Here is a 13,162-nt window from a genome sequence, read left to right on the forward strand (position 1 = left end):
TTTCTCCCTTAAGACTTGCTCCGCTTAGCGGAACGTCACATAGAGATCATCAAATCGTACAGTGGTCGGTTCAAGCGTTTCTACGATGTATTTGTAGGACATCTTGAAATACTTGGCATCTTCCATTTGTTTGACGACTTCTACAACGGGGTTCACCCCTGGGTTCAATGTGAGCATGAAACGCTTATTCGATAAACGTTCTTCGTCTGAATACTGCATGACGTACAATTCTAGTCGGATGGCGCGGTCGCCTTCGACATAAACGGATGTGTTGACTTCCATCTCTTCCCCTTCATCCATCTTGGCATCAGCCAAAAAGATTTTCGATGGGGGAATTTCAAATTTCAAGTCAAATAGTTGAACATAAATCGAGTCCTTTAGCGATTGAGGTAAAAAAGTGACCTCTGTCTTGTATTCCTCTTCGCGCATCGACATATGATTTTTATGTGGTCCACGCGGATAGTAATGGTAAATCGCCGGACGAATTCGCTTCGTTGACATGCAAGCACCTCCGAATCATTAGGATAATGATATAGAAAAGAGTTGCTGTGCCGGGCACAAAACAACTCTATTCGTTTTCATTTAGTTGGCAAGGATGGCATCGACGATTCGACGTGACGCCTCACCATCACCGTACGGGTTCGATGCTTGTGACATCGCTTTGTATGCCGTTTCGTCAGACAAGAGCTCATCCGCGAGTGAGAAGATGTTCTCTTCTTCAATCCCTGCGAGTTTGAGTGTTCCTGCAGCTACACCTTCTGGACGTTCTGTCGTGTCACGAAGGACGAGGACAGGTACACCGAGAGATGGTGCTTCTTCTTGTACGCCACCTGAATCCGTTAAGATCAAGTGCGACGTCGCCGCATAGTTATGGAAGTCGAAGACGTCGAGCGGTTCGATCAAGTGGACGCGTTCGACATCGTGAAGAATCTCGTTAGCGAGTTCACGAACGACCGGGTTCATGTGGACCGGATACACGACTTCAATGTCATCATACTTCTCGATCAAGCGACGGACCGCACGGAACATGTTACGCATCGGCTCACCCAAGTTCTCACGACGGTGTGCCGTCAACATGACGAGACGACGACCTTGTGAACGGATGCTGTCGAGCAATTCGCTCGCATAGTCGTCACGGACTGTCGTTTTGAGTGCGTCGATTGCCGTGTTCCCTGTGACGAAGATCATCTCTTCGTTCTTGCCTTCACGAAGGAGGTTGTCACGCGACGTTTCCGTCGGTGCGAAATGAAGGTCAGCCATGACACCCGTCAATTGGCGGTTCATCTCTTCCGGGAATGGTGAATATTTATTGTGTGTGCGCAGGCCAGCCTCAACGTGACCGACTGCGACTTGGTTGTAGAAGGCTGCGAGTGATGCCGCGAATGTCGTCGTTGTGTCCCCGTGGACCAACACGATGTCTGGTTTCGTTTCAGCGATAACCTCGCCCATCCCTTTCAATACGCGTGATGTGACATCGTAAAGCGTCTGCTTGTCCTTCATGATGTCGAGGTCATAGTCCGGTTTGATTTCGAACAACTCGAGCACTTGGTCAAGCATTTGACGGTGCTGCGCTGTCACGACGACAATCGGTTCTACCCCTTCACGTTTTTTCAACTCAAGTACGAGTGGTGCCATTTTGATGGCTTCTGGTCGCGTCCCAAAGACGGTCATGACTTTTTTCATAGGTCGTTTCGCACGGTCTGACTTCGCCGTGCTTCCTCCTCCCAATTGCTCACGCTTCGTTCGATACAGCGACCGACGAATGGCGTGTTTGTAGTTGTTCTTCTGTCAAAGGCGGTAAGATGTATGTCTCTCCGAGCTCTGTCGCATCGACGACCGTCGTACGACGTTTGAGCTTGTCGGCTTTAAACGAGTCTTGTTGCTCTTTAGACAAGTTGCGGAACCATTTCAAAAACTTGTTGTACTCCCGAACGACTTCATCGACTGGTCCATATTCGCGCACTTCTCCGAACTCGAGCCAAAGGCCGAGCGTACAGAATTGGCGAACTTGTGAGACCGAGTGACTGATGAAGAAAATCGTCTTCCCACGATCTTTGAACTCGTTCATCTTGGCGAGACACTTGTCGGTGAACGTTTGGTCCCCGACCGAGAGCGCCTCATCGATGACGAGAATGTCCGGGTCGACGTTGATTGAAATGGCGAATCCGAGACGGGACTTCATCCCGCTCGAGTACGTCTTGACCGGCTGATTGATAAAGTCACCGATATCGGCAAATTCAATGATAGCCGGTGTCAAATCGATAATCTCTTGTTTCGTCATCCCGAGCATCAACCCTTTGAGCTCGATGTTCTCGAGCCCAGTCAAGTTGCCGTTCAAACCAGAAGAGATCGCAATCAACGCCGTCTTTCCGTGAAGTTCGATTTTCCCGTGAGTCGGCGGCATGACGTCAGCCAACAAGTTCGACATCGTCGACTTCCCTGACCCGTTAATGCCGATAATCCCGACCACTTCCCCGGGTGGAACTTCAAACGTGACATTACGAAGCGCGTAAAACTGTTTGCCCCCTGCTTTACTGAAGAAGATCTCTTTCAGCTTATCAGATTGCTTGTTATAAAGCGTATATCGTTTCGATACGTTTTCAAATTTAACCTGGTACATAAGGTCCTCCTCAAATGTAATCGATGAAGTGTCGACGGAAACGCAAATGAATCATCGACCCGACGAAGAAGAGAACGAAGACGATGGCCCAGTAATAGAGACCGTAAGCCCAGTTAGTCGCCAACCAGTCGGTTCCGAGGAACATCGACCGATATCCTTCGACTAAATAATAGAGCGGATTGATTTGTAGGATATTCGCGAGCTTCGCCGGCGGCACCCAAAAAATCGGTGTCAAATACATCAACATCCGCATCATCGACTGAAGAAGGTTTTGAAGATCGCGCACGATTGTCGTGAGCGCGGACGTAATCAAGGCGAGCGAGTACAGTAGTGCAAGCGCACTGAACGCCAAGTAGATAAACCAGAGCGAATGTAGCCCCATCGGGAATCCGAATGCCCACATCAAGATAAACGAGACACCGACTAACGCCACGTGGCGATAGAAGAGTGCGAGCAAGACGTATGCCGGAATCGTCGAGATTGGGAAGCTCATTTTGGAGACCATGCCGATTTTCGAATAGACGGACCGGGCCGTCGAGGTGATCGCCGAGGCAATAAAGAACCAGACGACAATCCCTGCGACCAACCATGGCAGAAACGGCACGCCATCAATCGGCCTGCCGCTTCGAATACCAAATCCAAATACGAACCAGTAAACTCCAATCTGCAATAACGGTGTCACGAACTCCCATAAAAATCCGAGGTACTGCATCGAGTTGTTGCTTCGCGTCTCATACGTGGCGAGACGGAAAATCAAGTACAAGCTCGACTTTAGCTCTGAAAGAATAGCTTTCGCGGATTTAAACATGTTCATTCACCTGAATCAAAGAACGAGATTCGTTTCCTTTGTATATTTGTAGAGGTTGCCGTAGTTGACGACCGCTACGTCTTCACCTTCTGGTTTCACGATGTTACGTGTGTCGAAGATCATCGGACGACGCATTGATGACTTGAGCTCTGCAAAGTCGAGGACTTTGAACTCATTGTGGTCAACCAATACGAGGACGAGGTCTGCGTCTTTGAGTGCTTCTTCTTTTGAAACGAGCTCGAAACGGCTTGATGTTGATTTTTCAACGTGTGAATCGTGAACAGAGATGTTCACACCACGGTCAAGCAAGATTTCAGCGATTTCAACCGCTGGGCTTTCGCGCATGTCGTCGACGTTTCCTTTGTATGTCACACCAAAGACAGCGACTTTCGCGTCTTCGATTCCAGCAGTCAACTTCTGAACGTTGTCTGCAACGTAGTGTGGCATCGAGACGTTCGTCTCACGTGACAAGTTGATGATTTTCGCGAGGTCAGGTGATTTCGCGACGATGAAGTACGGGTCGACCGCGAGACAGTGTCCACCGACACCTGGTCCTGGGCTATGCAAGTTGACACGTGGGTGCTTGTTCGCCATCTCGATGACGTCAAGAACGTTGATGTCTAAGTCGTTACATACTTTTGCGAGTTCGTTCGCGAGTGCGATGTTAACATCACGGAACGTGTTTTCCATGAGTTTCGACATTTCTGCCGTCTTCGCATCCGTTTTCACGATTTCACCTTCAACGAATGTACCGTAGACGCGTGCGCCTGCTTCTGCACATTCTGTCGTGATCCCACCGACGATGCGGTTGTTGTGCACGAGCTCATGAAGGATTTGTCCAGGCAATACGCGCTCTGGGCAGTGTACGAGATAGATGTCTTCACCGACAGTGAATCCAGCTTCTTCGACGAGTGGTTTGACGAAGTCGTCCATCGTACGTGGTGCGATTGTCGACTCAACGATGATGACGTTGCCTTTCTCAACGAATGGCAACACTTTGCGTGTCGCATCCAAGACGTACGTCAAGTCACATGATTTGTGCTCGTCGTCGTTGTTCGGTGTTGGGACCGCGATGATGAAGGCATCTGCTTTCTCTGGAGAGAGTGATGCACGGAACTTCCCTTTTGCCACGACGTCTGCGACCATTTCGCCGAGACCTGGCTCTTCAATGTGGATTTCTCCACGGTTCAATTTATCAACAACATGTTGTGAGATATCGACTCCGACGACGTCGACGCCATAGTTCGCAAAGACAGCCGATGTCGGTAATCCGATATATCCAAGACCTACTGTACATACTTTCATTGTGTGGTAACCTCCAAATGTTTTGACGCGCTTTTTAAATAGCGCATTGTCCATCATTTTATTTCACATTCGATAATAAAACAATACTCATTATACTCTTGAACAATTCTTTGGTGCAATTACATTTTCATGACAATGTCGTCGCAAATTGTTCGTGTGTTTTGCCTGAAATGATTTGTTCCATCTCTCGATAGAGACGATCGAGCGCGAAATGTTTACGGGCATACGCCTGATAGGCTTTTGCGTCCGTCTTCAGCTTCTCGGTATCTTCTTTATAAGAGAGGATCGTATCGACAAATTTCGACGTATCCGTGACGAGTAGTTCGTCTGGGTAAATTGTTTCCGCACCCGTCCAGTGGCGGATGAGCGGGTATGATCCTGCTGCCATCGCTTCGGCCGGTGCGAGATGGAAACTTTCCAAGTCACTCGTCGAGAAGACGAATCCGATCGATTGGAGCCACGTATCGACGTCATTGCCGTGGCCATCGAAGTGGACGTGGTCGCGAAGTTCTGACTCCTCGATTCGATTCAGTAGCGCCTCGTAGTATGCGCTCTCCTCTTCGCGCTTCCCGATCCAATAGACGTCTTTTGGATGGTGTCCTTTGAAGTGGAGCTGGTACCGTTTGTCCTTCTTCAGCAGCTCTTCGAGGACGTCGAGCGCGAGGTCCGGACGCTTCAGTTTCGGGTTCATGCCGATCATACCGAGACGGAACGTCAAATCGTTTGCCAGTTTCGGTTTTTCGAGCTTGTCCGCATCGACGGCGTTGTAGATGACCGTCATCTGGTGACGCGGGATTCCGAACAGACGATGCATCTCTTCTAACATATACGGTGAGACGAGGATGATGCGGTCGATGTTGTCGAGCGCATATTCCCGTGGAAATGGTGTTTCTTTCTCCTGACGATGAATCCGGACGATGAGGCGTTGATGCGGCAACTTATGTTGCGAGTACCAGACGGCGTTGCCGAGGCCCCATTCACAGAAAATGACGTCTGCTTGTGCGAGACATGCCTTGCTGTGATTCACATCATGAATCTTGTGTCCGTCCCACTGGTCGACGAGGACCCGGTAGCTCGGGTCGGCCTCGAAACGTTCCATGAACATGCGGATGAACTTCAAGTCGTGACCGGCGAAGAGGATCGTCGTCTTCTGCATCTCCCAAATCGCGTCACGGAGACGTTCGAACGTGCTGGCGAACGTATAATTCTTCGCCATGTTGTAGAGCCGTTCCGCCGCATCCTTATAGATGGCTGGATGCGTGAAGGCGAGCTCGACCTTTTCGATGAATTCGTTTTCCGAATTGACGAAGAGCGGGTAGCTCGACCCGAGCAACATCTCGTGCATCTTGTTGCGGTTAAGGAGGACCGGCTTCCCGAGCGCCCCATATTCGAGGAGCTTCGTCGACAACTCGAGGCTGTCGTCAAGGTCCGGGTGACGCCACGAGATGCCGATGTCGCTCTCTTCGATGAGCGTCTCGACGTCCGCACGCGGGATACCTTTCAACCAGTGGACCCCTTCGTCCGTTTGGAGACGGTGCGTCACTTCTTTACGGAAGTTCGGATTGTTCGGGTCTTGGTTGAACTTGTCTCCCGCCACTTTCAATTCGACGTCCGGCATCCGGACTCGTACTTTCTCGAGTGCGTCGAGAATTTCAGCCGAGTACCAGAGTGGCGCGAACTTTCCTGTATAGACGAGACGTTTCGCCTGACGTTTGAACGTCGGCGTCGCCTCACGCATGTTCGGGATCATCGGGTTCAAGATGAGGAACGGCTTCGGCGTCTGTAAAAACGTCTCGAAGTACGCCTTCATCTCCGCTGTTTGACAGAGCATGCGAGCCGAACGGTCCGCAATCTTCTTCAAACGTGCCAACTCCTCCTGTGACGCGGCCGATGAATCATGCGTGAAATCTGTGAGATAAGTCCACGTCTTTTTCATCGTATGTTCATAATCGGAGAGCGCATAAGCGAGTTGGAACCCACGGATGAACGTCATGTCATACTGTTTCGTCTCGACAAGCTCGTGGATGAGTTGGGCCGCCTCTTCCGGCTGGAGCACCTTCTTCTCATAGTACGGCTCGTCTTTCTTCGTCGAGTCTTCCGTGAAGACGTCGATGAAGTTGACGCGGTCGAGCTGTTTGATCGACGCCGTCACTTCCGGTTTCACGATCGAGCGCTTCAAGAGCACGTCGACCTCGATGTTCGGGTCTTGGTTCAACATATGCACGACCGACGTGAGCCAGATGGCCGATCCGTCGATCAAGTTCAAATTGACGTCCCCGTATACGAGGATTCGGAGCGGTTGCTTCGTCATAATGTTACCTCCTGAAGGTCCGCTTCATCCATGGCGGCACCGGCTTTCACATACTGATACGGGTCGACACTGAAGATGCGTTTGCCAGAACGAGCAAGCTCGTTCAAGCTCTCATCCGCTTCAAAGATGTGGAGTGCCTCCTCCACCGTATAGAAACGGAGTGCCGACGGCTGCACGATCGAGCGGGACGGTGTCGCATCAAACACATAACGATACGACTCGTCATGGTCTTGTTTGACGAGCTGACCGTCATACGTATAGTAGTCCTCTTTCGTCAGAACGTCCGCTTCTGCATAGCGTGCCGCGAGCAGATAATCGCTCAAGTAGTTCGGACCGTAATAATCGTACGACTTCAAGTGGGCGACCCAATCGTACGCTTCGACCATCTCCGTGAACGAGGTATAGTGCGTCAAGTAGCTACGCATATACGTCGAGATCGACGGCGTGTTATACGTGTTGTATACATCGATGTGATCCTCGAACTTATCGAGGAACATCATGAGATGTTTATGCTCATAACGTTGCGCCTCGAACTGAGCGACGACGCGTTCTGCCTCTTCGCGCGACTTGATGAAGGCGACGACGGCAATCTTCTCGTGGTCGACACGGTACGGGATGCCGACGTCTTGGACGATTTTCGCGAGACGTTGCGTGTACGTGTGATACGTCAACACGTGACGCATACCACGCATCGCGATGTCCTCATAGAATGAGTCATCTGTCATCAAACGGCGGAACGTTTCATCCAAGTCAGATTCTCCGTCGTCAAGGAAGACGTAATCGCCAAGCATGGCATCAACCCCGACCGAGCGTGTACTGACGACCGGTGTGGCGCAGGCGAGCCCTTCGAAGACGCGACGTGAGAACATCGTCGGTGAATCGTTGACCGAGTTGACATTCAACATGACTTTATATCCTTTATACGCCTTGGCAATCTGGTTGTATTTCAAACTGCCGCGAATCGAGTGACGGAACTGTTCCGGGAATTGAAGTTGGTCGCTCTCCCCGCGTTGGTTGATCGCATAGTTCCGGTCGTAAATCGCAAGACCATACTTGTCTGCTGCCGCGAACAGTCTGTCCATGTCAGCTTTACGTGATTCGTGACGGTTCGCATAATACGAACCGGCGAAACACGCGTAAGGCTCACGAGTCCCTGGTAAGCGGATCGGATTATGTTCTTTCGGCTGCGCCGCGAACGGTAACGCATCGACACGGTCATGACCACAATCTTCTTTATAGTTCGGAACGCGGTTCATGTCGGTCGTATACACATAGTCGAATCGCTTCGCCGTTTCAATGAAACGGTCGTAGTGAATCGGGTCTTCTTTGTTCCAAAAGACGGTCGGGATATTGTGATAACGGCACCAAGCGAGAAGCGCATCGAGCTCTTCCCATGTGTTCGTGCCATATTTGACGATTTTCTTCTCCCATGCACCGGCGTTACCTTTCCACGCCGATTCGACGACAAGGACGTCCGGTTGCTCATCGAGGAGCACCGTCTTCCAGTTGTCCGGTGTGAACGTGATGAGCTGACATTCTGGTTTGTAAGATGCCATCGTGAACTCATCGAAGATGGCCGCGACCTTCAGTTCGTGTAGTTCACGTGGGATTGGTGCGAAGAAGCGAGCCTCGCGCACGTCCATCCATGTCGGGTTTTCTGTACCATCGCTGACGAGTTCTTCAGCGACACGGATGCGGTCGACCCGAGCCTCTCCGACACCGTCGACACGGAGGGCGAAACGAAGGAAGCGGATGCCACGGTCAAAGTAGAAGACTTTCTCGCTTCCGATTTGAACCTGTTGCATAATCTGACGCTCCGTCGCCGAGTAGGCAATGATGTAGAGGACAACATTCGCCCCTTCATCGGCTACACCATCGAGCGTGACACGGTAACGACTGTTCGCCTTCACTTCATACGGGAACTCTGTCGGGAGCAGTTTGAAGCTGTTGTTCATCTCTGCATACGAGATGTAGCGGCGCTGATCGTCCTCGCCTTTCAACTGGACGACGAGTTGGTCATCTCGACTCTTCAATTTGATGAGGTCGGGTGCCGGGATCGTCCACATGTCCGGTTTGAGGGACAAGACGTCTTCACGGCGGACACTCTTTTCGTGAATCATGCCGATATTCAAGTTCTCAAGCTGTCCTGACCCGTTCACGCGGATGAAATAGCGGATGGAACGGTGTGACGGTGCGATGCGGACGATACCGCTCAGTCCGAGTGGCACTTCAATCAAACGATCCTGCCCAGACACCGTATACGTCGCGATGAATAGCGAGGCGTCCGCTGTACCCGTGCGGTCCCCTTTCAAATAGAAACGATACAAGTCATCGTCCATATCACCCGTCTCAAAATCGATGCCACGTTCTGTATCGACGTGTGGCAGCGCGATCTCATCGACGCCATAGTGCGTGTATTGGTTCCCTTCGGCACGGACGACGAGCGTGTCTCCGTCGAAGTGAGCAATCTCACTCTGTGGTTTGAGAGAACGGAGTGACGACGACGTAAGCGGATAACGGAAATCAAAAGCATCAAGTGATACGTTCGCAGCCGTCCCTTCGACTGTCCAAAGCGACAGCTTGCCGAGCATGAGCTCGACGAGGCTGAACGCTCCTGCCCCGTTGACTTCAAGATGAGCCCGGACGATTTGTTCACCCATGCCGAGCGTCACATCGACCTGATCGCCGTCCTGTACCGTCACGTAACGAGTACGTCCACCTTTACGCACGACTTCTAACGTCAACGTTGGCATCAGACCTTCGCGCGATTTGACACGCATCATAGCCGTGAACGTCTTTTGACCTGATTCGACGAGGTCGTTCACCGAGATGATATCTGAACTCGCGTTCGGTCGGTACGTGACGGTGACCGGCTCGTCCCCAGAGAAGACAAGGTCCGTCCCTTCAACGTGTACGTAAGGTGAGCGTGTATACCAGTTCGGTACGAGTTCACGTAGTTGATGCGATTTGTTCGGGCGTTTGTTCAACACTTTACGACCGAGTCGCTTCGACCGTTGTACCCCAAGGTAAGCGGCGCGACGTGCTTTTTTCTGCCAATCCATCCTCATATCCTCCAAATCATCGAGTCTTTCGAGCTCGATTCTTTATTTGCGAATGCGTCGTGCAACCGCCTGTGCCTTCAAAATCGCTTTTCCGGCTTTCGATTGCACAAGACGACGATACTTCTGATTCAACACATCATATTTACGTTTCAAGTCACTGAGCGCTTGCTCTTTCTTCTCGAACGTCTTCACGGTCCATTCAAACGTGTACAGAAGATCTCCATACTTTTGAACGAGTCGTCGATGCTTTTGACGTAATAGACGTTCATCATGTTTCAAATGACGAATCTCTTCTTCCTGCAGTTTGATTCGTTGTTTCAACAATCCGATTTCTTTTTCAAATTCGTTGCTCATGCTCTCACCTCACAAGTATGCGTCAAAGTAGAGACGCTTCAATTCTTCTGTTTGTCCTGATTCATATAAGTCGACGAATTGTTTTACAATCGGCGTCTCTAATTCCATCGGACGATACTGTTCGATGATTTCATAAAGCATACCGGCATTGTCGACAAACTCTTCCGGTTTGCTTCGGCGTAAGAAGACCAAATACCACATCGAGAAGAAGCGTTCGAATCGTGTGGAACGGTATTGATCGAGTACACCTTCCCGGGCGAATGCTTTTGCCCGTGCCGTTTCCCGAATGACACACTTCGTAAAGTACTTCTTCGTGATCGTGTTGACTGTCGAACCGGCGACAGCCGCGTAATAATCATGAATCGTCAAGTCGAGAAGAGCGACGCGTCCTGCGCTGAGGAACATCTCTTGGAAGAAGAGCGAGTCTTGCCCGACCGCACCGATGACCTGTTTCAAATCGTGCTTCTGGATGAAGTCTTTTTTGATGACCATCGTCTGGATACTCTGTACCTTGAAGTTGTGCTCGAGCAAGTACGCTCTCGGGTCTTCGATGACGCGAACACCATCTTTTTCAAGGCCGTCTAGCTCAATCATGGCCTCACGGTTCGCAAGCTTCAACATACTTCCGACTGCGAGGTCAAGCGCGTCATTCTCTTTCATGATACGGAATAGTTCCGCATAGCCGTCGTTGACCGCTTCATTGTCCGGGTCAAGGAAAGCGATGTACGGTGTCGTTGCCAATTCGACGCCTTTGTTTCGCGGGCGCGACGCACTGCCGCTGCCTCCGTCGTTGAATGAGTACGTGTAGACGTTCGGATACTTCCGCACGAGGCGTTCGATATAGCCGATTGTCTCTTGGTCCGTCGAACCGTCGTCGACGAGCCAAATCTCCATGTCTTCAAACATCGAGCTACGGCGAAGACTAGAGAAACATTTGTTGTAGAGATAACGACCGTTGTTATAAATCGGGACGATCATTGAAAGCGCATAGTCGCCCGGTTCGTTCGGGACGAGTACGTCATCTGCCGCGAGCAGCTCGAAATGATCGATGGCATAGCCTTGTCCCTCGATATGCTGGTCGTCCCGAAGCGTCTCAAGCGACAGGTGGCTTGCCGCAAACATCGTTAATGCGACGTCATCGTATCCCTCTACGAATTCATGTACAACGTCCTGCCCTTTCGTCACGAAAGCGACGTCCGTGTATTTGAAGGCGTTGACCATATCCTCTACATAATAGTCGAGGTAGTGATAACGGTCGTCAAATACCGTCACGAAGTCGGCTGTGCGTAAATCGACTTCTTGTAAATCCGCTTCTGCGACAAAACGTTTATGCGGATACGATTGGCGCTCGAACTGCTCACGTGTCGCCGTCACGTCGCCGCGACCGATGACGAGGACGTCACGACGGACTTCGTGGTGAATGCCGAGAACGAATAACATTTCGTTGAAACGATCATAAATTGTATGGTTCGAGAAGATGGTGCGGACACCAGATAGTTGATGCTCGAGACGCTCTTCGTCTGTATCGAACATTTCTAAAATCCCTTGTGCATCCAATGCGCTCGTCGCGATGAATACGTTCGGGAAGTCGTTGTTGACGGCCACGTTGTAGTTCGTCAAGACGAGTTGTCCCCGTGCCTGTGCCTCATAGATGGCTTGCGCACTCATCGTCGGACTGTTTTTCACTTCATTGACGTGAAGAATCCAGTTCGAGGTTTCTTTCAACGCCTCGATCTCCTCTTGGTCCCCATGGACGAGGACATCTTGAAGTGATTTCGGTGCGAACGACACCTTCGATTCATCCGCTTCGCGAATCACATAAAGAGACTTATTCGCATCACGAACACCTTGTGCGAGCGTCTCCAAGTCTTTTGCGAAACGTTGTACCGGGAAACGGTTCGTGACGACGACCGAATCCGACTGAACACGCGTCATCCCGATTGGATTGAAGCGAAGTGGGTCGATTCCCGGACGGATGACAAAAACGCGCTCATGTCCGGCTTCTTCGATATAATCCGTCACACGCTCCTCGTTTGCCGTAAAGATATAGTCACACTGAGCGGCGAGTGAGGAGAAACGATCGTAGTGATTCGTATCGAGAGTAGTTTCAAACACGACACGAACATCAATTTGTTTGGCTTTGCGAATCAAATTCTCCAACCAGTGACGGGAGTGCGAACGCGGTGAGCCCATGTGGTGGAATGCGGTCGTCTCATCTTCCACTAGCGCGGCCGAGATGAGAAGGAAATCAATCTTTTCGATTTCAGCCAGCTCTAAGAAGCCTGTCACATTCTCAAATAAATGGACATGACAAAGCCGCTCTAACTCTTTCGCTCGTTTGACCGGACCGACGAATGCCACTTGTACGTCCGCCTTCTCATAAAAATTGCTCCCATTCGATGCGATACGAGTCACATCTTGTTTCGGGAGTCGCGCTCGAGCTGATTCGAGTTCCGTTTTTAAGGTAGCTTGCTGTTCTTCAAACAATTTATCGTCAAGACGCGGGCGTTGTGCCTGTCTCGACAATGAAGGAAGGTCCTCAAGGGTGATCAAGTCATCTCCGTTCAATGCTTCTCTCCGGTCGACCCGTTCTTTTTCTTCTTTCAACCACGCAATGTGCGCTTGCACATCGCGCAGCGTCGCTTTTACATCCATACGTCCGCTCCACCTTTTTTAAGTAATCAGTATTTCTTCATCTTATC

Annotated in this window: 9 protein-coding genes; all 9 read right to left on the minus strand. The window is 50.8% G+C overall.

From position 1 onward, the window contains the following. Positions 1–24 precede the first annotated feature (24 nt). The 9 genes from KNO78_RS08140 to KNO78_RS08180 all read right to left on the minus strand — a co-directional run bounded on the left by KNO78_RS08140 (position 25) and on the right by KNO78_RS08180 (position 13,115). Entirely contained in the window at positions 25–501 is a 477-nt protein-coding gene (locus KNO78_RS08140; protein ID WP_196431112.1) for a hypothetical protein, read from the minus strand. Positions 502–582: 81 nt separating this feature from the next. Next, entirely contained in the window at positions 583–1,683 is a 1,101-nt protein-coding gene (gene wecB / locus KNO78_RS08145) for a non-hydrolyzing UDP-N-acetylglucosamine 2-epimerase (RefSeq protein WP_012727108.1), read from the minus strand. Positions 1,684–1,732: 49 nt separating this feature from the next. Then, positions 1,733–2,620 carry a teichoic acids export ABC transporter ATP-binding subunit TagH gene (gene tagH, locus KNO78_RS08150; RefSeq protein WP_012727109.1) on the minus strand — a complete coding sequence of 296 codons (888 nt, stop codon included), beginning with the start codon at positions 2,618–2,620 and terminating at the stop codon, positions 1,733–1,735. A gap of 10 nt (positions 2,621–2,630) precedes the next feature. Continuing rightward, positions 2,631–3,428 carry an ABC transporter permease gene (locus tag KNO78_RS08155; protein ID WP_012727110.1) on the minus strand — a complete coding sequence of 266 codons (798 nt, stop codon included), beginning with the start codon at positions 3,426–3,428 and terminating at the stop codon, positions 2,631–2,633. Positions 3,429–3,443: 15 nt separating this feature from the next. Further along, positions 3,444–4,733 (minus strand): nucleotide sugar dehydrogenase, encoded by a 1,290-nt coding sequence (locus KNO78_RS08160; RefSeq protein WP_074036038.1) that lies wholly within the window; start codon positions 4,731–4,733, stop codon positions 3,444–3,446. A 127-nt stretch (positions 4,734–4,860) separates the two neighbouring features. Further along, a complete protein-coding gene (locus KNO78_RS08165) occupies positions 4,861–7,044 on the minus strand; it encodes a glycosyltransferase (RefSeq protein ID WP_214690552.1) in 2,184 nt (727 codons plus the stop codon). Beyond that, the gene (locus tag KNO78_RS08170; RefSeq protein WP_214690551.1) at positions 7,041–10,106 is read right to left on the minus strand and encodes a CgeB family protein; all 3,066 of its coding nucleotides are present in this window, start codon (positions 10,104–10,106) and stop codon (positions 7,041–7,043) included. Before KNO78_RS08170 ends, KNO78_RS08165 begins: the two co-directional genes overlap by 4 nt. 42 nt (positions 10,107–10,148) lie before the next feature. Next, positions 10,149–10,460 (minus strand): hypothetical protein, encoded by a 312-nt coding sequence (locus KNO78_RS08175; RefSeq protein ID WP_074036034.1) that lies wholly within the window; start codon positions 10,458–10,460, stop codon positions 10,149–10,151. 9 nt (positions 10,461–10,469) lie between these two features. Next, positions 10,470–13,115 carry a glycosyltransferase gene (locus KNO78_RS08180; protein WP_214690550.1) on the minus strand — a complete coding sequence of 882 codons (2,646 nt, stop codon included), beginning with the start codon at positions 13,113–13,115 and terminating at the stop codon, positions 10,470–10,472. Positions 13,116–13,162 lie beyond the last annotated feature (47 nt).

The organism is Exiguobacterium sp. s132, from assembly GCF_018617235.1.
GTDB lineage: Bacteria > Bacillota > Bacilli > Exiguobacteriales > Exiguobacteriaceae > Exiguobacterium > Exiguobacterium profundum.

Bases quoted from the DNA above. Each gene is read 5' to 3' on its own strand.
- tagH (WP_012727109.1), bottom strand. From the start codon at position 2,620: ATGTACCAGGTTAAATTTGAAAACGTATCGAAACGATATACGCTTTAT.
- KNO78_RS08155 (WP_012727110.1), bottom strand. From the start codon at position 3,428: ATGTTTAAATCCGCGAAAGCTATTCTTTCAGAGCTAAAGTCGAGCTTG.
- wecB (WP_012727108.1), bottom strand. From the start codon at position 1,683: ATGAAAAAAGTCATGACCGTCTTTGGGACGCGACCAGAAGCCATCAAA.
- KNO78_RS08175 (WP_074036034.1), bottom strand. From the start codon at position 10,460: ATGAGCAACGAATTTGAAAAAGAAATCGGATTGTTGAAACAACGAATC.
- KNO78_RS08160 (WP_074036038.1), bottom strand. From the start codon at position 4,733: ATGAAAGTATGTACAGTAGGTCTTGGATATATCGGATTACCGACATCG.
- KNO78_RS08165 (WP_214690552.1), bottom strand. From the start codon at position 7,044: ATGACGAAGCAACCGCTCCGAATCCTCGTATACGGGGACGTCAATTTG.
- KNO78_RS08170 (WP_214690551.1), bottom strand. From the start codon at position 10,106: ATGGATTGGCAGAAAAAAGCACGTCGCGCCGCTTACCTTGGGGTACAA.
- KNO78_RS08140 (WP_196431112.1), bottom strand. From the start codon at position 501: ATGTCAACGAAGCGAATTCGTCCGGCGATTTACCATTACTATCCGCGT.
- KNO78_RS08180 (WP_214690550.1), bottom strand. From the start codon at position 13,115: ATGGATGTAAAAGCGACGCTGCGCGATGTGCAAGCGCACATTGCGTGG.